The sequence below is a fragment of the Tolypothrix sp. PCC 7601 genome (assembly GCF_025677855.1).
GTDB classification, from domain to species: Bacteria; Cyanobacteriota; Cyanobacteriia; order Cyanobacteriales; family Nostocaceae; genus Aulosira; species Aulosira diplosiphon.
In genome coordinates this window covers 6064653-6088338 of record NZ_CP064879.1, presented here as the reverse complement: position 1 = coordinate 6088338, position 23686 = coordinate 6064653, and the positions used below count along the sequence as shown (strand labels likewise).

Annotated in this window: 18 protein-coding genes and 1 tRNA gene; 4 read left to right on the top strand and 15 right to left on the bottom strand. The window is 39.5% G+C overall.

The features are described from left to right. Positions 1-40: 40 nt before the first annotated feature. The 6 genes from HG267_RS24975 to HG267_RS24950 form a co-directional block, all read right to left on the bottom strand. Complete coding sequence (locus tag HG267_RS24975) at positions 41-1738, bottom strand: type I restriction endonuclease subunit R (RefSeq protein WP_228045642.1); 1698 nt, start codon at positions 1736-1738, stop codon at positions 41-43. Further along, positions 1738-2952 carry a restriction endonuclease subunit S gene (locus HG267_RS24970; protein ID WP_045868480.1) on the bottom strand — a complete coding sequence of 405 codons (1215 nt, stop codon included), beginning with the start codon at positions 2950-2952 and terminating at the stop codon, positions 1738-1740. Before HG267_RS24970 ends, HG267_RS24975 begins: the two co-directional genes overlap by 1 nt. A 7-nt stretch (positions 2953-2959) precedes the next feature. Next, entirely contained in the window at positions 2960-4066 is a 1107-nt protein-coding gene (locus HG267_RS24965) for a HigA family addiction module antitoxin (RefSeq protein WP_045868479.1), read from the bottom strand. After that, positions 4059-4388: a type II toxin-antitoxin system RelE/ParE family toxin gene (locus HG267_RS24960; protein ID WP_045868478.1), complete on the bottom strand. Its 330-nt coding sequence runs from the start codon at positions 4386-4388 to the stop codon at positions 4059-4061. The genes HG267_RS24965 and HG267_RS24960 overlap by 8 nt, the downstream gene beginning before the upstream one ends. A 166-nt stretch (positions 4389-4554) precedes the next feature. Further along, positions 4555-6039: a class I SAM-dependent DNA methyltransferase gene (locus HG267_RS24955; RefSeq protein WP_045868925.1), complete on the bottom strand. Its 1485-nt coding sequence runs from the start codon at positions 6037-6039 to the stop codon at positions 4555-4557. Continuing rightward, complete coding sequence (locus tag HG267_RS24950; RefSeq protein WP_045868477.1) at positions 6036-7544, bottom strand: class I SAM-dependent DNA methyltransferase; 1509 nt, start codon at positions 7542-7544, stop codon at positions 6036-6038. Before HG267_RS24950 ends, HG267_RS24955 begins: the two co-directional genes overlap by 4 nt. Positions 7545-7941: 397 nt before the next feature. Between HG267_RS24950 and HG267_RS24945 the strand changes: the two genes are divergently transcribed. From HG267_RS24945 to HG267_RS41980, 3 genes are all read left to right on the top strand, one after another. Continuing rightward, positions 7942-8889 (top strand): hypothetical protein, encoded by a 948-nt coding sequence (locus HG267_RS24945; RefSeq protein WP_045868476.1) that lies wholly within the window; start codon positions 7942-7944, stop codon positions 8887-8889. Between the two features lie 301 nt (positions 8890-9190). Then, positions 9191-10726, top strand: a complete 1536-nt coding sequence (gene xisF / locus HG267_RS24940; RefSeq protein WP_045868475.1) for a fdxN element excision recombinase XisF — start codon at positions 9191-9193, stop codon at positions 10724-10726. 18 nt (positions 10727-10744) lie between these two features. After that, the gene (locus HG267_RS41980; RefSeq protein WP_045868474.1) at positions 10745-11104 is read left to right on the top strand and encodes a hypothetical protein; all 360 of its coding nucleotides are present in this window, start codon (positions 10745-10747) and stop codon (positions 11102-11104) included. 191 nt (positions 11105-11295) lie between these two features. On the opposite strand, the gene HG267_RS24930 is transcribed toward HG267_RS41980, so the two are convergent. The 9 genes from HG267_RS24930 to HG267_RS24890 form a co-directional block, all read right to left on the bottom strand. After that, positions 11296-11670: a hypothetical protein gene (locus HG267_RS24930; protein ID WP_096621870.1), complete on the bottom strand. Its 375-nt coding sequence runs from the start codon at positions 11668-11670 to the stop codon at positions 11296-11298. Between the two features lie 17 nt (positions 11671-11687). Next, positions 11688-12674: a hypothetical protein gene (locus HG267_RS24925; RefSeq protein ID WP_045868472.1), complete on the bottom strand. Its 987-nt coding sequence runs from the start codon at positions 12672-12674 to the stop codon at positions 11688-11690. A 10-nt stretch (positions 12675-12684) separates the two neighbouring features. Further along, the gene (locus tag HG267_RS24920) at positions 12685-13695 is read right to left on the bottom strand and encodes a hypothetical protein (RefSeq protein ID WP_045868471.1); all 1011 of its coding nucleotides are present in this window, start codon (positions 13693-13695) and stop codon (positions 12685-12687) included. After that, the gene (locus HG267_RS24915; RefSeq protein ID WP_045868470.1) at positions 13692-15905 is read right to left on the bottom strand and encodes a dynamin family protein; all 2214 of its coding nucleotides are present in this window, start codon (positions 15903-15905) and stop codon (positions 13692-13694) included. Before HG267_RS24915 ends, HG267_RS24920 begins: the two co-directional genes overlap by 4 nt. An 803-nt stretch (positions 15906-16708) precedes the next feature. Then, entirely contained in the window at positions 16709-17863 is a 1155-nt protein-coding gene (locus HG267_RS24910) for a site-specific integrase (RefSeq protein WP_045868469.1), read from the bottom strand. A gap of 187 nt (positions 17864-18050) precedes the next feature. Then, a tRNA-Phe gene (locus HG267_RS24905) sits at positions 18051-18123 on the bottom strand. Positions 18124-18199: 76 nt separating this feature from the next. After that, on the bottom strand, positions 18200-19069 hold the full coding sequence (locus HG267_RS24900) for a metal ABC transporter permease (RefSeq protein WP_045868468.1): 870 nt from the start codon (positions 19067-19069) through the stop codon (positions 18200-18202). 80 nt (positions 19070-19149) lie between these two features. Then, positions 19150-19929 carry a metal ABC transporter ATP-binding protein gene (locus tag HG267_RS24895; protein WP_045868924.1) on the bottom strand — a complete coding sequence of 260 codons (780 nt, stop codon included), beginning with the start codon at positions 19927-19929 and terminating at the stop codon, positions 19150-19152. 250 nt (positions 19930-20179) lie between these two features. Next, on the bottom strand, positions 20180-21094 hold the full coding sequence (locus HG267_RS24890) for a metal ABC transporter substrate-binding protein (RefSeq protein ID WP_081583930.1): 915 nt from the start codon (positions 21092-21094) through the stop codon (positions 20180-20182). Positions 21095-21579: 485 nt separating this feature from the next. Between HG267_RS24890 and HG267_RS24885 the strand changes: the two genes are divergently transcribed. Further along, a complete protein-coding gene (locus HG267_RS24885) occupies positions 21580-23217 on the top strand; it encodes an iron uptake porin (RefSeq protein WP_045868466.1) in 1638 nt (545 codons plus the stop codon). Positions 23218-23686: the final 469 nt, after the last annotated feature.

Genomic DNA, 23686 nt, shown 5'->3' with positions numbered 1-23686 from the left:
GGTTTTATGGCATCTCAGATATGTTAGCGGAATTTGTCCGCTAACTCCTCTCCCACACTTTTTTTCGTTCACCCGTAACGACCATGCCTTTAAAGCCATTGGGAGCAACTTTTTGTTGGTAATGTTCAGCAATGTCGGCACAAATGTTGGTAATCCGGTCTGGGACTTTCACCAGCACTGCCATTTTAGAAACTGCTTTGGCGAGGGTTTCTTTATCTAAATCTGATAACCCACCTGTTAATTCTGCATAAGCTTGGTCGATCGCATCTTTGTCAATATGCAGTTCTACCAGACGTGGCTCAAAATGCAGGGGAAGTGTTGCTCCGTCGCGGATTGATTCTTTAAAACCATAGCGACTCATGTAACCGCGCTCATCTTCTTCTGCGCCAAAGGCATAAAAGGTATTGCGATCGCTTTGATTAATTGGCGTACCTGTAAAGCCAAACAGAAAAGCGTTCGGTAATGCTGCTCGCATTTTCAAGCCTAAGCCACCTTCCTGAGTACGGTGTGCTTCATCTACAAGCACGATAATATTTTCACGGGGATTAAGAATACCTTGTGCTTCCCCAAATCTAAATATAGTAGTAATGATAATTTTGCGTGTGTCCTGCTTCAGCAACCTTTCTAACTCTGCACGGGTTTCGGCTTTTATTAAGTTGGGAATATCTGAAGCGTGGAAGGTGGCGCTAATTTGGGCATCTAAATCAATGCGATCTACGACAATCAGCACTGTTGGGTTACGCAGTTGCGATCGCAAGCGCATTTTTTGAGCTGCAAACACCATTAACAGGGATTTACCTGAGCCTTGGAAATGCCAAATTAACCCTTTCTTGGGTCTACCTGCCAGCACACGGTTAACAATCAGGTTGACAGCTTCGTATTGTTGATAGCGGCAGATAATTTTGATGCGACGCTTTTTGTTGTCAGTAGCAAATAATGTGAAGTGATTCAGGATATCCAGGACAACTGCGGGACTAAGTAGAGAAGCAATCGTATGTTTGAGGGCAGCGAGGCTAGCGGGGGGTGTGTCATCATCCAGTCGCCAAGGACCCCACAAGTCGATAGGCATACGGATCGAACCGTAGCGTAATTCTTTGCCTTCTGTGGCTACACTGAAGACGTTACAGGCAAACAATTCTGGGACATTTTTCTCATAGTCGTCATGTACCTGTAAGGCTCCATCTACCCAGCTTACTGCTTTCCTCACCGGGGTTTTAGCTTCTATCAGGACAAGGGGAAAGCCATTAACTAGCAGCACTAAATCGGCGCGGCGTTCTTCTGCCCCGGCACGGTAGGAGTATTGGGTTGTGAGAATATATTGATTATTTTCTAGGTTGTCAAAGTCGATGAGGCGGACACTGGTGTGTTCGTGGTTGAGTCCAAAGGGCATCGTGCGATCGCCACGCATCCAAGTTGTAAATTCTTCGTTGGCGCGGATGAGTCCATCACTGCGGACTGACAGCACAATTGCCCGTAAGCGGTAGAGAACTTCTTCTGCTCGGTTAGTGTTGGCGGCGATTTCTGGGTTGAGGCGGATTAAAGCTTCACGGACAAAAGTTTCAACGAAAACTTCTTGAGATTGGCGGGGGATATTTCCTGCAGGAAAGTAGTGCCAACCGACACCGTTGATATTTCTATTTTTGCGTGATAAGCCAGGTTGAGGTAGTGCGGTTTGGATAATTTTACCGCAGAGGATATCACGGACAAAAGCTTCGACGGTGTTGGATTCGTTGAACATCACATTTTCAGAATTTCATTTAATGTATATTTTTTTATATATTTAGCTGATTCTATTCTTTGATTTAACTTGCTAATTGTCTGTACAGCATTTAATAAAATTTTGACTATTTCTTTTTGAATATTTATATCAATTAAAGGAAATTGCATTGCTGCAAATCGCTGCACACCTAAGTGAGCTATTGATGTAGTCTGCTTTGCTATTTGTACGAAACGACCAGTGTATTGGCTGTACTGGAAATAGTAATGAGCATATTCTGGTATTACTGTCTGTGCTGGTCGAAAACGAATTAGTGTATTTTGAAAGCAACAATTCTCAACATCATTTCTATAAATTGCACTTCGTCCAACTAACTCCCTACTTTGACCTTCATTTAATAAAATGTCACCTCTAGACAATTTGAATGTTTCAAATTCAACATCAGAGAAATCCATCTCGTAGACTTCTTTAATATCAATGTACCCATCAAATACATTAGCGACACGCAGGTATGGTCGTGAGAATAGACCTGTTTTGTATTTCGGTGAGAGTTGCCGTCCCATCAAAACACTTCCAGCTTGTTCTACTTTAATGCGATTGCAATCGGTAGTAATTCCTAATAGCGGCAATTCAATTGAACCTGATGACATTAAGTTATTAAAAATATTGATCAATAATGACTTACGCAATTTTTCGGCTAAATCTCTAGCTAATTTAAGCTCGTTGTTAGTTTTTTCAACTGTATTAATTAACTTAGTTATGCGCTTTTGCTCCTCTAGGGGCGGCAGAAAAAACTCAAAATTCGCAAGACTTGCCCAGTTTGTTCGCGGAGATAATGACCCTGCTGAAGTACCTACAGCATATTCAGAAAACCTCTCCGTCTGGCAAATAAATGGTAGAAGTTCAGAAAGTAGCACTTTTGGATTAGCACTCTCAAACACATAAATATCACCAGAGCAAACCCCCTCGAAATCGGCAACAGCAACTTTTCGTTGATAGGCTCGACGCTTACCAAATAAAACCTGTCGGGGCTTAAATTTGCTAGTAAAAGTTGTTCCCTCAGCTACAAGACCCCAACGCCGAATGCGTAAATCATCAGGGTCAATATGCTCAAGTCCCACGTATCGCTCAATACCTTCTGCTTCTGGGTTAGTAGCACGGTCTTTGCTGAGGCGTACAACATCCCCAAACTTTACCAATTTCCACCCTGCTTTTAAAGTGTCAGCTTGTATCATATTGTACTTATTCTACCCCTTGAAAACATAAACTCTCCTTCAAACCATTCATCCAAGAGATAGGAATTATACAATCATGTTGCAGCCGACCTACGACAATAGCCGGATGAATACCTATACGTTCAGCAAAATCAACAACATCAGCTTTAGATTTAAGTTGCGCTAATTCTCTGTCGTACTGAGGTGGTATCAAAATTTCACGCGACCATTGATTTGCTTCGCGTTCTGGTTCAGATGCCAAACTTTCCCCACCATCCCATTCATCCAGAAAAATATTTTCTTTATCATGTAGTAGGATATGTGCTGCTTCATGGAAGAAATTAAACCAGAAGCGGTCATTGGTCTTACCATAAAGTGAAAGTTGAATCAATGCCTTGTGGGGATTTAGCCACCGTGCTACACCACTGACGTGCGCTCTCTTAATTGCTGGTACTAAAACAAGTACAACCCCTGCTTCTCGGCACAACTGTTGCATCTGTGGTTCAAATTCATCTGGTGGTAACACTGTCAAAGAGCGAATTTCCCGCACTACTTTTTCAAACTTTGGTTTACTGTATTTGGGACAGTCTAGTTTTTCTGCTTCTATTTCACCCAAACGTAACCAAGCAGAAATAGCAGCAACATCACTTTGTTCGTCGCGAGTACGACGAAAGAAAATTTCCATACCTGCATAGTAACTTCGCCACTCGTCCGGCGAAGCCACACCGAAAAAATGTAATAACTTTTTTACCAAGCTAGGTTTATTCTTGGCAATTAAATTGCACTTGGGAATTACACCTTGGTTCATCAATTCTTTGACTGGTAACTGATCTAACCAAGATGTCCAACCCTTTAAGCGGTTTTCTTCTTCTATCCGTGCTAAAGCAGCGCGATATTGGGCTTCACGATTGAGCCAGAATGCTGCTGTACTCCCTAAAACCCGTTCCAACTTCATGGCAGTTTCTTCATTAATGGGTGCTTTGCCATTAATTAACTGACTGATATGTTTCGTGGTATAGCCTAAACGCTCTGCTAACTGCACTTGTGTCCAATCACGCTCTTCTAAGAAATCAGCGATAGTATCACCAGGGGGAGAAACCCAATCTGGTGTAAAGGGACGGGTTGTCTTAATCATGGTAATCTCCGATGAAAACAATACAAACAGCAGTGACTTTTGACCAATCAATGCTTCCATCCTCATTCAAGGGGATGGGTTCGTTATCTGGCTTAAATACAAGTCGTGTACCACCTTCTAGGTCTACTGCAAATTCACCTGCTCTATCTCCCGTTAAGGGATGGGGACGACCCATAACTAATTCCGTGACACAACTAACAGCAGCAAGATCCGCCAATCGGGTTCTCAATTTCTTGGCACAGTTTGCACCCAATTTTCTTTGCGCTAGGTCTTGTTGCTCGCATAGTTTTTGTAGTTTGCGATCGCCGAAAGTGATTTCCATTCGTTAATAGACTAATACAAGTTTACCACTTTGGTAAACAAATTTGTTATGTCCAGAGAACATATCATATCAATGATGCTTTACCATTTTGGTAAATAAATTTTTTATACTATTGTTGCCAACTAGGTTTTAGCTAATACTTTACCATTCCAGTAAATAAATTAGTTTACAAGGAATCCAGCATATCAACTAAGGCATCCATTTCTTGCCAAAAAGCTCTACTACCTTGTTCCCAGTCTGCCCAAACTTCTGCTAGCGTCTTGAGATCCTCAGTTTGGCTATTGGCTGTTTTTCGTCGCACATAAAGCGGGATGGATAAGCTATAGTCCTGGGCAGCAATTTCCTCTAAAGTAGCAACTGTAGCAAAGCCAGGGTCATTAATGTAACTTTGATACGCACTGAAAATACGTGACTGATGTTCTGGTTTGAGAAAACTTTGTCCTTGCACACGAGCTACTTCATGAACAGCATCAATAAATAAAATCTGCCCTTGACGTTTTGGTGGCTTGCGAGTACGGCAAATAATAATACAAGCTTCCATTGGCGAATTGTAAAACAGGTTTGCTCCTAAACCAAGGACACATTCCACCAAATCAGCTTCAACCAACTTTTTACGCATTTCAGCTTCTTCTTTACGGAACAGTACCCCATGCGGAAAAAGAATGGCACAGCGTCCCGTTTCTGGGTCAAGACTTTTCAAAATATGCTGAAAAAAGGCATAGTCAGCCCTTCCTTGAGGCGGTGTTCCTAAAAAATTACGCTGCCAAGGGTCACTTTGAAACTTTTCCCGGTTCCACTGTTTAATAGAGTAGGGGGGATTGGCAAGAACTACATCAAAAGTTTTTAGTTGATCGTCTTCACTAAAAGCGGGATTGTCCAAGGTATCACCACGCATGACTTGATAATCATCTACACCGTGCAGCACCAAATTCATGCGAGCAATAGAAGCAGTCATGTGGTTACGTTCCTGTCCATAAAGCTTGAGGGTGCGATGTTCTCCACCTGTACGCTTCACCTCAGTTAACGCCGAAATTAACATTCCTCCTGTACCGCAGGTAGGATCGTAAATGCGATCGCCAGATTTCGGTGCAAGCATCTGCACCATTAAATGTACAACTGTACGGTTGGTGTAAAATTCTTGTGCTGTATGTCCACTGTCATCAGCAAATTGCTTAATTAAATACTCGTAAGCATTACCTAATTCATCTTCAGGAACATTAGCTAGGGACAGCACCACACTTGAGAAATGTTCAATCAGCTCTTTAATATCAAAATCTGAAAGACGTTCCTTATTTGTCCAAGGAGCATCACCAAAAATACCATCTAAACGACCAGGGTTAGCGGTTTCAATGCTCCGCATGGCATCTTGTAAAGCTTTACCAACATCCTTGGCAACAACGCGGACATCTTTCCAGTGTGATCCATCAGGGATAATAAAGCGATCATTGGCAGTGTCACGAGCATAATTAGCATCACTTGTGTCAGCCAGTGCTTTGGCAAATTCCTCATCCCAAACATCAGATAGGCGTTTGTAAAACAGCAAGGGAAAGACATATTGTTTGTAGTCCCCGGCATCAACTAGCCCACGCAGAATGGTAGCTGCTCCCCACAGATAACTTTCTATAGCTTGTTGTGTAATTTGTTCGTTCACTCCAGCCACCCCCCTTCCAGCATTACTTGGTGCAGACGTTCCTCAGCTTCTCGGCATTGTACCAAAGCATCTTTAAAAGATGCGATCGCATCTTCTAAGGGAGGAATATCTGCTCCTATAGGCGGTAAGACATAACGCGAGATATTCAGTGTCCATCCTTCCTTTTCAATTTCCTCCAAGGAAACAACCCGTGCGCGATCCTCAACATCTGTAAATTCTTGATACCAACGCAGAATTTCTGAGGTGTGTTCTGACTCTAAAAAGTTTTGGGCACGTCCTTTACGGAACAGGGTTGAAGCATCGATAATTAATACCTTACCTGCTCGTGCTTTAGCTTTATGCTGACGCAGTACCAAGATACAAGCAGCTAAACCAGTGCCATAAAATAAGTTTGGTGCTAATCCAATCACTGCCTCAATCATGTCCATTTCCAGCAGGGTGCGTCTAATTTGCCCTTCTACCCCACCACGAAATAATGCACCTTGAGGTAACACAACTGCCATCCTTCCATGTGGCTTTGCCATTGACTTGATCATGTGTTGTACCCAGGCAAAATCACCACTACTATCTGTAGGTAGACCTGCAAAAGCTCGTCCCCAGGGGTCAACCTCCCAAACTTCCCGTCCCCACTTTTCTAAAGAAAATGGCGGATTAGCAATTACCACATCAAATTCAGCTAAACTATGCGTATCTGGGTTGGTGAAGAAAGGTGTACGCAGTGTATCACCACGTTCAATGACAAAATCTTCCACTTCGTGAAGGAATAAATTCATGCGAGCAGTGGAAGCAGTTGTTAAATTCTTCTCTTGCCCATATAACTTGCCAAAGAATGTCCTTGCATCTCCACCTTTATTGCGTAAATGGGTGACAGCAGCAAGTAGCATTCCTCCTGTACCACAAGCTGGATCGTAAACTGTTTCCCCTTCTTGGGGATCTAACATATCTACCATCAGATGTACTACACTACGTGGGGTGTAAAATTCCCCAGCTTTATTCTTGGTAGTATCAGCAAACTTCTTGATCAAGTATTCATAGGCATCGCCCATGACATGGCTGTGGACACGCTTGTTGCTAAGGTTAAGAGCAGAGAAGTGTTCAATAAGGTCTTTTAGCAGTTGATCAGACAGCTTTTCCTTGTTTGTCCACTGAGCATCCCCAAATACACCGTATAGATGTTTCTGGTTGGCAACTTCAATATTACGTAGGGCATTTTGTAGAACAGTACCCACATTACTAGATGCCTCACGCACGTCTTGCCAGTGGCTACCTTCAGGAATTTGAAAGCGATGTTCGTCGGGAAAGTGTTCTCCGTATTCTTCAATCATTGTTTGACGTTCTTCGTCCCAGACATCGCAAATGCGCTTGAAGAACAGCAATGGCAGAATGTAACTCTTCCAGTCGGTGCGATCCACGGGACTTCCACGCAGAATATTCGCTGCTTCCCACAAATGAGATGACAACTCCGGCAAGGTGATGGAAGTTTCAAATAATGTTCCCTGGATCATGTTGCTCTGTACTAAAATGGGCAGGAGTTTCCTGGACTTAGTTTTATCAGCATAAACTCTTGCCAAGATTTTTCCTGGCGATAACAACTTTAACTTGTTTTTACCTACGATAATCTGCTGTTTACTCTTACCACAACCATGCAGATTTGTGGATTTTGGTGATATTCAATAATTAAATAAATACTAAAAAAACGTTGCCACCTTGAAAGGTGTAGTACGCTAATTCCTATTTTGCCTTAAATTTTATTTAATTACTTAAGCTCATAGGTCAAATAATACGTGCCTGTGTCTAGAAGATGAAATCATTGCTAGAGTGTATCTACCCAAAGAATATGGTTCATGCGATCGCCACACCCAAAAGCAGCAATGATGTTTATTAAATAAAATTAGGTGAAATATGAAGCAGCTATATGATGTAATTCTAGACGAAACTATCTATGAAATATTTGATAATAATGGTTGTTCGAGAGAAGTACCATTGAGAGAATTTCTAGCACTATCATCTGCGAAAGTAGTTGCTGATGACAGATTATTGGGTATCAAACGTCAACACATACCTTTTAAATTAATTAATTTACCTGATAAAACTCAAACTGCTGATTTTTGCCATTTAGCTAACGCTATCAGCAATATTGCTGTCTTTGATGTTGCCCCTGATAATGAAGACCAAGGTATTTGGATGCGCTGTGTTCAACTATATTGGCAAGCAAAAGCTATATTGTTGCCCAATAAGATATTTCGTCTAATTCCAGATCCAACTCAACCTGGGGGTTCAATTGAACAAATATTACCACCAGAAGCTCTAAAAAATTTAAAACTAGAGACTGAAGCTGACAAAGCTATGTATGACCTGTTTAAAGCAGGAGAACCTGAAATTATTTCTTGGGCAGAAAGCAAAAATATTGAATATCCCTTTGCGAACTTTCAAGAACTATTTATTCGTATGCTCAAATCTAGATTTACAAGAAGTGTGCAAGAAGAAGCATTCCGAATAAAATCATATTGGACAAATCAGAGAAATAATAAACAACACTATCGTCGCTGGCTAAAATATCTTAGCAATCATGATCTAGGTCAAGATATTGAACAAAAATACTACCAGATACTTATGGATATGAAGTGGGAAGGCTACCCACTGATAGCATTGAGATCTCAACAATCAAACATAAAATTTAAAAAACTTTGGCAAGTATACCTAAAAACACACAGAGCGTTAATAGAGATAATTGACACTAATCTCTACTGGCAGGGTAGTATCCCTTACCAAACTAAAAGTACAAACCAAAGAGTTGCTGTTCATGGAACTGTAACCCAATCAGGCTATTTTGAATGGGATTGGCAGTAACATGAAATATTCTTTCACAAGCCACTTAATAGTACTTAACTAATTTAGCCAAAACTCCCACTCTTGTTATTACTCTGATATCAAAATATCAGGGTATTTTTTTGTAGATAGGAATAACCAAGTACTTAGAGTGTAGGAATAATTTTAATAAATTATGGATAAATTTGGATACTTTAATTGTTTAAAAATCAGATTTTATTGTTACGAAAACAGCTTTTTTGTGCATACCCAGTTGGTGCTGGATATGCACAAAATTCGTATTATTCTTATAAATAAGAACTAAAATATTGAGGCTAAAGTAATGCAAAAAACAAGAATTGTAGGCTATGCCAGAGTATCATCCCGCGAACAAGCTGTTGATTCTCAAGCTCTAGAACAACAAATAGCAAGACTAAGATCCGCTGGAGCCACTGAAATTTTTCAAGATATTCAATCAGGTAGTAATGATGATAGAAAGTCTCTAAAAAAACTGATGGATTTAGTCCGTGCAAAAGAACTTGACGAAGTGATTATTACCCGTATAGATAGGTTGGCAAGGTCATTACCCAAACTACGCGAGTGTATAGATATCTATCAACAAGCACGAGTAAATCTTAAAATCTTAGACCAGCAAATAGATTTGAATACTTCCCAAGGGAAGTTAATGGTCAATGTTTTAGGTTCTCTTGCTGAATGGGAAACAGATCTTTTATCAGAACGTATTAGACATGGTAAAGAATACCGTCGAAGTAAACAAGCAGCCAGCGAATCTTTTCCTTGGGGCTATCAAGTAGTTGATGGTAGATATCAGCTAAATAACCGCTTATTTCTTTGCCTTATATCAGACAGACCTGCTAATTATTTAGAGCTTTACCATGAAGATGAATTAACTAAGCTTTCGAGCTTAACTATTAAACAAATAGCTAGAGATTGTATTGACATTTTTCTAGAAAAGAAAGGACTAAGCCGTGCTTTAAAAGCCATATTCAATAAGTATGGCATTAGCAAAAGAAATTCTAAGAGAAATAGTCACGACAGTATATTACATTGGACAATTGCTGGCTTTACAAATTGGTTGACTAACCCTGTTTTATGTGGACATACTGCTTATTTTCAACGTATTACTATTAGTAAAGGTAAAAGAAAAAAAAATAAGCCAGAAAATTGGCAGATTATTCATGACACTCATCCAGAGCATAGACTCATTACTAATGAAGAATTAGCAGAAATTAAACAAATTCTAGACTTCAACTCTAAAACTGGAGGTTTTGGCTTTAACCAAAATTTAGATAGCCCTATTGTTTATCGAAAATATACCTATCAGACAGGCTTAGTCTTTTGTGCAGAATGTGGATCAAAGTGTATTACTAAAAGCGGTAAATCAAAAGAACAAGGAAAATATTACTATTTTGCTTGTAGATATGCGGGTATGGGTTGCTCAAATAAGAAATCTACCCGCAAACAAAATATTGAAGATGCTCTCATTAATACGTTAGTGCAGCGTTCATATATGCTAGCAAATGAGTCACTAGATAAGCAACCAAGCATAGAACAAGAAAAGTCAGAAAATTTAAAGTTGTTGGAATCTCGTTTAGAAGCTTTAGAGCAAATTCCTGGTTTTGATCCTGATATTGAGAAAGTAAAAGATAAAGTTCGTCAACAGATAGCAGAAGAAATTAACCCCTTCATATCTGATGTAGTAACCCAAAGAACAACTGAGGAAATAATTATTGCTGGGAATAATTTAGCAATATGGCACACACTGTCACCAGACAATAAAGTGAAAATCTATCATCAAATTGTCCAGAAGATACTTATCTACAATGGACAGATTGAATCAGTAACCTTGAAAATTTAGTAACCATTGGAGATATATATGAAGATTAAGGATGAGTTTTTGTTAAATAAGCTTAGATGTGAGCTAGCAATGCAGCAAGCATTACAGGAATGGCAAGTAAAACCACAAATTTATGGTATGGAATGCCCCAAATGCAAATCTAATCAGATTTGGAGATGTGGAATCAGTGAAGGGGTACAAAGATATCAATGTAAGAATTGCCAACGACGCTTTCAAAACAGACTACAACTTGTATGTGATTGTTTAATTCCAGGCAAACAAGTAAAGTGTCAAGATTGTCCTCAATTTAAGGAGTTTTTAGAGATTGTTAAACAAAAGGTAGACACCTTAATTGATCTAAGTGAAATCGATTTAGAAAAGCTTGAATCCGAGGCATGAATATTCACTAGTGTATGTTTAGCAGCGTCATCAGATAGTAATGAGATACTCAAGTCTTGCGATCGCATCATCCAAGCTTCTGAGCAGCAACTGAGCGATGTGCTTGTGAGATGCTCAAGAGTTGATTGTGCTATGTTTGGCAACGTTATCAGATTAGCTATCAGATACTCCAGTCTTGTGATCGCATCATCTCAGCTTCTAACAAGTTTCTTGTAGTATTCTATGTATTCTTCGTCATCTTCCATTAGTTGAGCTATCTGCTGGCGGTACAGTAGACATACAATTAGATAAAAATCGTTCAGTTCTTGTTCTTCTAAATCCTTTATAAACATGAGAAATTCAGGCAATTGATCTATCTCAGGTAATGCATTTGCATAAAGCTCTTTTCCGTAATTTAGCAATGAAGAAAAATCTATATTACCTCTTCCAGTAGAATTGCTTTCATACTTACGAAGACCTTTAGTTAACTGTTTCCAATTTTCCATGCTGTATAAAGTGCCTCTAGCATGAAGCTTTGCCAACACACGTAAACCTATTTTGTATTCTTTATTTAAGCTACCTACCACGCCAGTTATTAAAACAATTAGCTGTAGTCTTGAAGGTTTGCTTTTGCAGTCTTCTTGATCGGAACGCTCATCATCAAACTCTGCTCCTGGTGTTGGCTTGGAGGTGTTCTCACAGGATTCTCTGCCTGTTTCTGCTCTTTCTGTTCGCTTTTTTCTGTCTGTTTCTGCTCTTTCTGTGGGTGTTGGGGGTTGAACAAAGGATTCTCCCTCTGGCTTTGACCTATTAACAGCACTGCTAATATTACTGCCACCAGAAATAACATTACCAAAATTAATTTCTTCCTTCTCCAGGATTCCTCTGGAGGAGGAGACTTTTTTTCTCGCTCATACGCCTCCCAAGCTTCATTCTTCAATTTCCCGGACAAACCTCGCCAAACTTTTGCTTCTCGAAAAACTTCTTTAGTAACAAAGTCACTTACCACAATAAGAACACCTTCTTCTTGGAGTAAACTCTGACTTGTCAACTCCTTTATAAGATCAGCTTTCAACTCTTCATTATTTGTACCTATCTTGTCAATATGATCATCACTCTTACCATTCACAAGTAGCAAACTTTCATCTTTTTCAAGCTGTTCAAGTCTGCTAATGTTTATATAAAAACCATGTTCATTTTCGGGAGTTGCAGTTATGACTGAGGAAATCTCATTCTGCAACCTGTCATCCAAAGCACGAATTATCAATTTGCGTATGACGTTCTCCTCTCTTGAAAGAGACTTACTGCTACTCAACCAAGCTACAGAATGATAAATTGCTCCGCCAGGAGCATCCCATTCTGCTTTGATACCAGTTAATAGAAGTAGTAGTTGTTCCTTAGATCTCACAACTATGATAGAAGGTTGTTCGCAATCATAAAAATGTGTTATGTAAAAAACTGATTTATTATTTCCATAAATAACTGGACGTAAAGGATGCAATATAGAGGGTTCATCTGTCTTTTGATTATTTTTGACCCAAGTATATTCCTGTGACCATTTTTCGCCTCTACTTTGTACAAAGATATCCATAAATTTAGGTTTAACTATTTAGTAAGCTTCCCCCGCTAACAATTCTAAAAGCGCCTTCCTGCTTGCAACTTTGAGAGAATTGTGCCAATCCTGACTTCATCAATATGATCTGTTTCGTCAGATTTTCTTTTTCTTGTCTTGCCCCTGAGGGAGGGCATAAGCCACCTTCTTCAATTTTTTGGTTAATCTCATTAAATCGAACAAGATTTTCTTTATTGATACGAGCCAGTGCAAAGCGAGCTATATACCTGAGTAATTGATCTCCATCCTGTGGTTTATATTCGCCTTTAGTATTAACGTATGTCGGTCGGATTCCTTTATTAGGATCTTTTTTAAAGCCAGTAAATACTGCCCCCCCAATTGTTTGAACTGGTGCTATAACAACACAATTCTTTCTTAAATCAGGTTCTGCACTGAGATATTGAAGTAGATTTTCATATACATCTTCTACTTTCCTTCTGAGTTCTTCACCTCTTTGTTCTTGAATATATTTTTCACACTTAACAGGTGATAAGATAACCAATCTGGGGGTATTTCTATTCATCTCTGACCTGAAAATATTTTCAATGCCCTCAGGATTATTCCATTCATCGATCAACTTAGCCCACTCACCTTCACTTTCCATCAGAGATGGTGAGTCAATAGGAATAATGACAGCAACACATGTATTTAACCACTCTCGTACCGTTGCTGCATCAGAAGTACTCGAATCCATTAGTCTACCACCTTGGTAATCCAAAAATTCCAATTGAAAAAGCATTTGCTCATTCGAGTACATTTGAAATAAAAAGGTACGTAATACATTCGTGGGTGCAATTGCATCACCAAAAATATATTCAGTTGCACATTTCAAGTTATCTTCTGCTTTACTCAGAAGTTGAGATGTTAGATCATTTCCAGGTTTTATTTGGAATTGATAATTTCCAGCAAGCTCTTTTTGAGTTGCTCTGTACATAGAAGCTAAAAGACTTGTCTTACCAACTCGTTGATAACCAAGCATTAAAACTCTAAAAGTAGTCATAATACACCTTCCAAATTGCAGATTCGCTGTAATTTCGTTATAGAGTTTCTCGCTTGCTCCACGGCGTTAGATAATTTGTCTCTCAACTCAATCTCTTGCTCAAGTTTTCCGAAATCTTCTGCCCAAATTTTTCTTTTATGGGGTTCTAGAAAGTCTTGCCATTCACCTGAAACAATTCCTCTACCCTGTTCGTCCGAAGCATAAAATACTAAATCAATAAACTCCTCCAAAGCTGCTAGCACAGCATTATTTGGAGAAAAGTCATCTGTAGCATCTCCACCAAGCAAAGCAAGTAGCTTAGACTTAGCTGATATACAGCTTGCTTCTAGAGCTTGGTAAAATAATTCTGCTGTTACTGGTTTGCTGGAATTACTGCTGTCTGGTTTTAAATTATTTTTCCGGGGATCTAGAATTTCTAGCCCTTCATAAATCTTAACTCTAATTAACCAAAAGTAAGCTAATTCAAATTCTTTGAGCATTTGAAATGCTAACTTGAGCATTGGACAAGTTTTTGGAATTAAATGATAAATATTTTCAATGAAATCACTGCCCTCTCTGTTTGATAACCTGTCTAATCCAATTTTATGGAACTCATCTGCAACAATCTTTTTTAATTCATCTACCAATGGACTAAGATGAATATCAAGGTCTTGAAAGTGCCGCCATCCTTGTACACGAAGTTCTCCTAATATTTCTATAAATACTTTGTCGTAGGTTTCTTTCGGCGTTCTTCGTAACTCAATTTCTGGTGCAGAAGGAATGCTAAACTCAAGAGCATTGACCTTATCTCTCACTATTTTCTTAACTGATGAAATATCTTGCCTGTTAAAAAAATACTGTTGCATTTGCTTGAATGCATTACTCAGTTTTGGCACAAAGTCCTTCTCGAACAGTTTTCTGTATTTTTGGCTAGAAATGTCTATATTTCCAGATGATTCTACGTTAATTCTATGCAGAATATCAGAGGTCTGGGCACATTGTTCAAGAATACTATTAAACCTATGTTGTGTGTCATCCCAATCAAGAGAAGAAATTTTTTCAGCTAAATAATTAATAGTGGGATCGACTACTTGAGATTGAACTTGCTCAGGCTTAGAGCAATTAGCAACGAAAACTTTAGCGAAAGTTAAAGTCCACTCAGCTAGCTTATCTGGCTGAGAAAGTCTTTGACAAGCTTGAGAGTTATTACCGTCGTCGTTTAGCACTAATAGACATCTCTTATCCGCCTGTCCAATTCCTTTCTGCATTAGACTGAAAAAGTTAGTGTGCCTCGCCTGATAAGTAAATTCGTTAGGTCTTGGGAGAATAAGACAAATTACAATATCTGCACTTTTACGAAGGATTTCTACCAAGTTCTCTTCTTCTCTACTTCGTAATTCTCCCAACCCAGGAGTATCTAACAAAGCAATTTGACCAACATCATGATTGGGAAATTTTGTATATATTATGGCATTTTTTACAGACCGATATATATCAATCGGTTGTTTATTTATATCTACCTGAGCAATGTATTGCCGAATATTATTCTCTGCAACTTTTATCGGCTTTTGGTTTAAGTAATTTTTATATTTAGAGTATTTTTCATAATATGCTAAAAGACGCTTGTACTTTGTCTGTTCGACTGCATCTTGTATTGGAAACGAAGGTTGCTTCCATGCGTCCAAACTTATTGGCTTATCTGTTAAGTTTAATTCACTGTAATAAGGTTGAATTACTTCCTTAAGGAAAACATCACTAGAGTAAAACTCTATCTCTCCATAGGTTTCAGTACTTTCATGATTATAAATGGTAGATGATGCACCTGTGCATAATTCTTCTGATGAAGGAATTACCTCCTCCCTTAGTTCAGTAACTGCACGGATAAAAGTGCTTTTTCCTTCCTTTGGAAGACCAGCCACAGCAATTTTTAGAGGGGGTTTAGAGAAACGTTCGTATAAGTAAAAAAGATGTTCTAGCTGAGAATTTAGAGTTGACTGAATGTCTTTAGTAACAATAATTTCATTTATTGCAATTTTCTTGAGATTTTCAGAAGATGCACTAAGTCTCCGATACTCTGGAATCAAGTCTTCAAGTAAGCTCAACGCTGATAATAGTTCTTGAACATAGTTACGTGCTTGGTCAATTTTTTGAGACAAAGGTTTGCGTTTCTCAAGTATCTCAGCTATGCGTTCCCTTCTAGTAGGAGGTTGATTTTCACCTATTTCACTCATACTTTCTTATCCGCCTTAATAATTGAGTATTATTTTACACACTCAATTCGAGTTATAGCTGATTATACTTAAAATGTAAATATTCAAAAGTGCCATGCCAGCTAATACTTCACAAAGAGCGAATTGCGTTAGCTCCTAAAAGCAAGAGATAAGCTGTTCCATATTTAACTTGCATATATTGGGCGGGCAAGATGCCCACCCCACAATAAATATATAATTTCAGATTATGCAAACTAGATGTGGTTTAGCTTACTATATCTTTGAAGCAAGCACAGACAGAAATACCATTACTTAATTCTGATGAATTTGTTCCTAATACGATAGTTAAAAATTTAACTTCTAATATTGGGTATTAATTAAACCTACTGTCACTTTCCGGTATGGTGATGCCTAGAAGCCTTATGAGGTAATCAATACAAGCTATACTTTTAGAAAAAAATGGGTCTTGTATTTGTTATTAGAAAAGAATCGCGCGATCGCTTGCTATATAGAAGCTCTAGAATTCAGCAATGGCAAATGTTTTCGGGGTGCAACAGAATAGGGATAAATAAACAGGACATTTGAAATCGCATTAAAGCCCGAAATACAATCCTTTTGACTTTTGACTTCCGCGCAGAGGTACTAGGAATTTATGTGATTGCCTCCCATCTGTGCAGCTTCTCATGGTGTGTGGATTTAAGGAACATATTCTTGTGGGGAGCCTTAACATCAATCATCTTGATGTAATTTCAGGTTCTACAGTTTTCTTGCTCCTAAAGTCTAAAAGAGTTATAGAACCTGATGGTAATCTTTACATTGCAATTTTAGGAAAGCTCGGGTGGTCTGAGATTTGTAAAGTTGGTTGCACCATAATGGTTGTCGATCATTTTGGCTGAAGTTCCAGTCCATCTACCAATCGCAGTGCTATTAATATGTGCTTCCACACATAAACTAATAAAGGTATGTCGTGTCTGGTAGCTTTTACGATAAGGGACATTACACTTATCTAAGATTGACTTCCATGCACGATTAGCAAAGTTGTGATGGTCAATAAATTTTCCTTTCGGACTTATAAACAGTAGAGATTCAGGGTTATCTCCCTCAGGTCTAATTTCATCTAAAATTGCTTTTACCTCTGCATTAATTGGAAAATCCCGTTTTCTTTGGGTTTTCAGTCCTTCTTTGAGGACTAAGCCATCTTCAGAGACAACAACAGATTCTCGAAACTGAATCACACTATTAGTAATGTTCCTCCATTTCAAAGCAACTGCTTCCGATGGTCTGCACCCCGTGAAGAAAAGGAAGCGCACATAGTTCGTGTAATGGCTATAGTAGCGATCGCTAGCGAAAGTGCTAATAATTAAATCTCTCTCTTCCTTGGTAAAAGGATTAACGTCCTGTTCCTCGGAAGTACCCTTAGGGACTTTGATTTTCATAGTGGCAAAAGGGTTAGTGTCGATTAATCCCTCATCCATTGCCCAATTACAGCAAGCTTTCAGTTGGGTTAAGCACCGCTTTGCCGCATCTGGAGTGAGATTCGATAACAGATGATCTCGAATAGCAGATGCCTCATCTAGCGATCGCGTAGGTAACTTAGCAATGTGATTACGGTGCTTAGAGAAGTCTTTGGCATAAGTACTGGGGCTAACTTGCGGTTTTTTAAATTCACTATACTTGTCCCAAAGTTCGTCTAATTGAGGTTGAGACTTTCTAATGGGTGTAATGGGTGTAATCGTGCTTAAAGCAGATTGAGCTTGGTACTTCTCTAGAGTGAGGTCTAATCGTTCACAGAGTATATCTTTCTCTATCTCGGATGCCTTCATCTCTGCCAATTTGCGGTTAGCGGGAGTATCAGCTAAACCCGTAGAGATGTAATAACGCTTGCCTTGATATCTAAATCGTAATTGCAACCGTTCATTAGAGTTAATGATCGATACAGAACCCTTAGATGCTCGTCCTGTAGGAGTTTTGGAGAACATAGGTTTACAAGGTGTAATTACTCCTCTACTCTAGCTCTTTTACACCCAATTTACACCCAATTTGTCTCTAAAGGTATCCAAAAATGTCCAAAATTGGCATACAAAATAGAACATATGTTCTATATCTATCAGGACTTAGAAACAATAAAACCCTTGAAATTCAATGATTTCAAGGGTTTTTTGATTATGCCAGGAACCAGACTTGAACTGGTGACACGAGGATTTTCAGTCCTCTGCTCTACCGACTGAGCTATCCCGGCGGGCGCTTTTGTTAGCCACGATTAATAAATGTAGCAAACTTATAACGATTGTGCAAGGGCAAAACGGAAAAAAGTTTTATGCTGCTTTCATTGTCAACTTGATCCAGACGAAAACAGCGACAAATACGAGAAACTGAACCAGGACGATACTGGGGCCAGAGGCTAAGTTAAATAGTCCTGAAACTATCATGCCGACAACGCTGCTACTAGAACCGATAATCACTGACAAGATTAGGAAGCGGCTAAAATGGTGACTCATTAATTTAGCAGTGGCAGCAGGAATTACCAAAAAGGCGTTTACTAGCAATACGCCAACAGCTTTGATGGCTACAGCTACAGCTAAGGAGAGCAATATCACAAATCCATAGCGGTGCAACTGGACTGGAATGCCTTGTACCTGGGCTACATCTGCGTTGAGAGTCAATAAAATTTGCTGTTGCAGGGTTGATAACAAGAAAATACTGCTGCCTAGGAGTAAAAGCAGGGTTAACATTAAATCCGTGCCATCAATTGCCAGAATATCGCCAAATAACACGCCCATCAAATTACCGCGATAGCCTTTGATGAGGCTGGTGAGAATCACACCGATCGCTAATGCTCCTGAGAGAACTATACTAAGTACGCTATCGCTCGCTAAATCGGTTTTGTCGATTAAATAGAGGACAATCACACCGAAAACTAAGGTAAATGGCAGCAACATCCATGTAGGATTTAACTGAAGCAATACTCCTAATGCCACACCGACTAAGGCTGCATGACCAACCGCATGGCTAAAAAAGGAAAGCTGGCGCAAGGTAACAAAACAGCCTAATAAACCACCAAGTATTCCCATCATCACAGCACCTGCGATCGCACGCTGCATAAAGGGAAACTGTAACAATTTCACCAAGTCCTGAGCATCGCTGACAGCTAGCCAAGTTATCTGGCAATCTGTGAATAAATTCATTTGTAAGCTTTTTAACTGATTAGCCTTTTATTTATCACAGATTGCTCGGTAATTTTATTATTTTTGAATTGTGCATTGATTTAGTGGTGATGTTGATAACGACTGAAACCAGGCCCATAGGTTGCTAATAGGTTTTGCGGTGAAAGTGCAATTTCTGGTTTTCCAGTACAAACCACAGTTTGATTCAGGCAAAGAATGCGATCGCAATGGCGGCTGACCATATCAATATCATGAGAAACTTGCAATATTGTCCAACCTTCCTGTTGCTTTAACTCATTTAATAAAATATAAAAATCTGCTGCACCTTGTACATCAACTCCGGCGAAGGCTTCATCTAGTACCAAGAGTTTGCGAGGTGTTACTAAACAATAAGCTAATAATACTCGCTTGAGTTGACCACCGCTCAAAGTTCCGATAGCTTGATTGCGTAGATGATAAGCGTCAGTTCGCTTTAAAGCTTGCGCGATCGCTGCTGATTTATCTGGTTCTTTTCTCAATAATTTTTTGAATAATGAACCTTTTTTTTGTTTTTGTCTAAAAGTTCTCATCCACCCCAGTCCTACCAATTCGCTGACGGAAATGGGAAAGCTGCGATCAAAAATCAAATTTTGCGGCATGTAGCCTAATAACTGGCGTAAATTCCCTAAATTTTTGATTGGTTGACCAAATATTTCTACATAGCCATTACTGTGAGGAATTAAATTTAAAATAGCTTTTACTAAAGTACTTTTACCTGCACCATTTGGCCCCACTATAGCTGTATCTGTGCCAGGAAATAATTCAAAAGAAACATCTCTTAAGGCTAAGTAATTGCCTTGGTATACAGTTAATCCTTCTACTTTTAAAACAGGGGAGGTTATTGCTTGTTGGTCATTTAGCATAGATGATTGAGGATTGGGGATTGGGGAACTCGGGGCCCCCTCTGGGGATAAGGGGTAATGGGGACTGGGGATTGGGGAACTCGGGGCCCCCTCTGGGGATAAGGGGTAATGGGGATTGGGGACTGGGGAATTGGCAAGGCAGGGAGTAGGGGGAAATTGTTAACTCCAATTACCAATTACCAATTACCAATTACCCAATAACAAATGACAAATGACAAATGACAAACCACTATTTACAAGCTGTCGACAAGTTTTGCAAATTAGCTTTCATCGCCTGGAAATAATGTTGCGGATCTGTCTCACCATTTTCTAAAGAATCTAGGGTTTGCAAATTTAACTTTAAGTCTTGAGATAGACTTTTCAGTAATTTGTTATCGATTCCTGGTTCGCTGAATAAGGCTTTAACTTTATATTTTTTTACTGCATTAACTGCATTTTGTACATCGCTTGGTGAAAGTTGGTCTTCCGGGATTTCTACGACTGCAAGTTGCTTAAGGTTATAACGTTGGGCTAAATATGGAAAGGCATCATGAAAGGTGATAAAGGTGCAGTTAGGATTTTTCTGCAAAGTTTGTTGAAATTCGCTATTTAAGCTGTCTAATTTTTGGATATAAGCTGTGGCGTTCGCTTCGTAGGTAGCTTTATTTTTGGGATCGGCTGCAATCAATCCATCCCGGATATTTGTTACTTGCTGTTTTGCCAAAACTGGATCTAGCCAAACGTGAGGATTACCCTCAGTATGTTCGTGATCGTGGTCTTTTTCCTCTTTCCCTGTGCTGACGATGGGAGAAATCTCTGCGAGAGGTTTAATCCCTTTACTGGCATCAATTTCAGTTAATTTGGGATTTTGGGCATTTTTGACAGTTTGTTCGAGAAATTCTTCTAAGCCTAAACCATTTTTGACTAGTACATTAGCAGTGGCGATCGCTTTGACATTTTCTGGTTTGGCTTGATACTCATGAACCTCCGTACCTGGGGGTACTAAAATTTCTACCTCTGCTGCATCCCCAGCCACAGCTTTTGTAAACAAATACATTGGTAAAAATGTCGTTACTACTTTAGTTTTTTTAGCAGGCGGCGATACATTAGATGCTGCTTGCTGATTTGCAGGTGATTGGTTACAACCAGAAGCAATGGATAGCATTACCAGAGCAATTAAAGGCAGAATACCATTTCTTTGTCTGCCTATTTTAGGTTCTATATGATTGCGAACCACAGTGTTTTCCCCTCCGGAAAGTAGCAGACGCTGCTTTCGTGAAAATTTTTATCGACAAAGCTCAGTCATGAGTACTGAAAAAGTATTTTTCAGTACTCATGTACTTAATAACAGACACCCTTACTAGACACAGCACGGGCTAAACACCCCGCTACCAGGGCTTTTAATTCACTACTCTTGCTAATGAGTTGAATCTAAATCAATATTATAATAATTCTCATTCTCAAGCAATTAAGGTGTCAGCAATTACTTCCACGTCAATTTAGAGCGCAAATAATTCATGATGATTCTTTGACGGAATCTTATATAAAAAAATGTCGGCTCCTGGTAAGATACTGAGAATAGTTTTTAATAAACCTGGTGAAACAGCAGGGTAGTAAAGCTATTTACTATCAATAGGTGTGAGGAAAAAAATGCGGAAAGTATGGAAGTCTCTGCTGGCTGGTTCAGCAGTTGGCGGTGCAATGCTATTTTTAGGTGCAGCAGCCGTTGCGGGTGAAATTAGTGAGCCGCTTGTTGCAGCTGACCAAAAACAAGAGATTGAGAATTCCCCGCAACAACAGGTAATGTCCCAAGTTACCTCAGTATCTCAACTATCAGATGTGCAACCTACCGATTGGGCATTTCAAGCATTGCAATCGTTGGTAGAACGTTATGGTTGTATTGCAGGCTATCCCAACGGCACATTTCGGGGTAACCGCGCACTCACAAGATATGAGTTTGCTGCTGGTTTAAATGCTTGTCTCAATCGTGTGAATGAACTGATTGCGACTAGCACTGCGGAGTTAGTCACCAAAGAAGATTTAGCCACACTGCAAAGATTGCAAGAGAATTTCTCAGCAGAACTGGCGACCTTACGAGGTCGAGTAGATGCATTAGAAGCGAAAACTGCAGAGTTAGAAGCGAATCAATTTTCCACTACTTCCAAACTGCAAGGAGAAGTTGTGGCTGTAGTTAGCGATGTGTTCTCAGGTAGCCAAGTCAACGGTGAAGAAATCACAGACCAGAATACAACTTTAGGGGCACGGGCAAGAATCGAATTTGTGACTAGCTTCACAGGCAAAGATACACTGTTCACGAGAATTCAAGTAAATAATATTCTCAGCCCTAATATTGGCACACCAGAAGGTAGCTTGTTCTTTGCTGGGGAAGATGGTAATACGAATGCATTTATCGATGCCCTATATTACCAATTTCCTATTGGCGAAAAATTACAAGTAATTGCCTTAGCTAATGCTGGGGCGGCAGATGACATTACTGATACAATTAATCTCTTTGATGGGGATGGTAGCTTTGGTGCCTTATCTACATTTGGGACTCGCAACTCCATTTATTATCAGATGGATGGTGCTGGCTTAGGTATTAACTATGATTTTAGTGAGCAATTAGCATTGAGTTTGGGGTATTTAAGCAGTGCAGCTAATGATCCCACTCCTGGAAATGGTTTATTTAATGGTGCATATGGTGCTTTAGCCCAACTCACATTTAAACCAAGCGATCGCTTAAAGGTTGGCTTCACCTACATCAATGCTTACAATCAAGAATTGGGAACAGGAAGCAACCGCGCCAACGTAAGTTCGTTTCTCGGTGGAGTTGTGCAAAATCTCACAGGAAGTGAAGAAGCGATTCCTGTACCAACTATTAGTAATTCCTACGGCTTACAAGCGTCTTTCGCCCTCAGTGAAAAATTTGTGCTGGGTGGTTGGGTAGGATATACTAACACGCGTAACTTATCCACAGCCGGAGACATCATCAACCGAGGTAGTGTTGATATCTGGAACTGGGCTGTGACGTTAGGATTACCAGACTTGGGTAAAAAAGGCAACTTAGCAGGTTTCATCTTTGGTATGGAACCAAAGGTTACAAGTTCCAACGTTAGCGGACTGGAGAAAGACCCGAGTACTTCTTATCATATTGAAGCTTTCTACCAGTACAAGGTCAGCGACAATATCACCATTACCCCTGGAGTAATTTGGTTGACAGCACCAGATCATAATGAGCAAAACGATAATGTTGTGATTGGTGCGCTCAGAACGACATTCAGTTTCTAGCTGTTCACAAAAGACGCAGCTTTCAATAGATAAACCCGGTAGGAGCTAAGATAATCAGACCGCCTACCGGGGTTTTTAGTATTTTCTGGCCATGTTTGATCAGGTTAGCGCTTATTTGTTAATAAATAATGCTTTATCCTCATTTAAGGTAACTAAATTGTGCATCATTAGTCTTTAAGAAGAGTCAAGAAATAGGTTAAGTTGTCGTTAACAGAAAACTATCGTCTACCAACCACTGCATGAGTTCCGTCGATCAAAAAAAACTCATACAGAAACCAACTTGCAGATAGTTAAGCGTAAATTTTGTTCAAATTAGATATTTTTGGGGAATCCTCATTAAAGAGGGCAAAGTTTTTGCTAGTACCAGCCAGCGAATTTAAAGCCGTGCCAATAGCCCTCACCATCCAAAACTCTATCGACAAAGGGATTTTGGGTATGGCAGAGAGTTCAATGCCCAAAACCCCAAGTC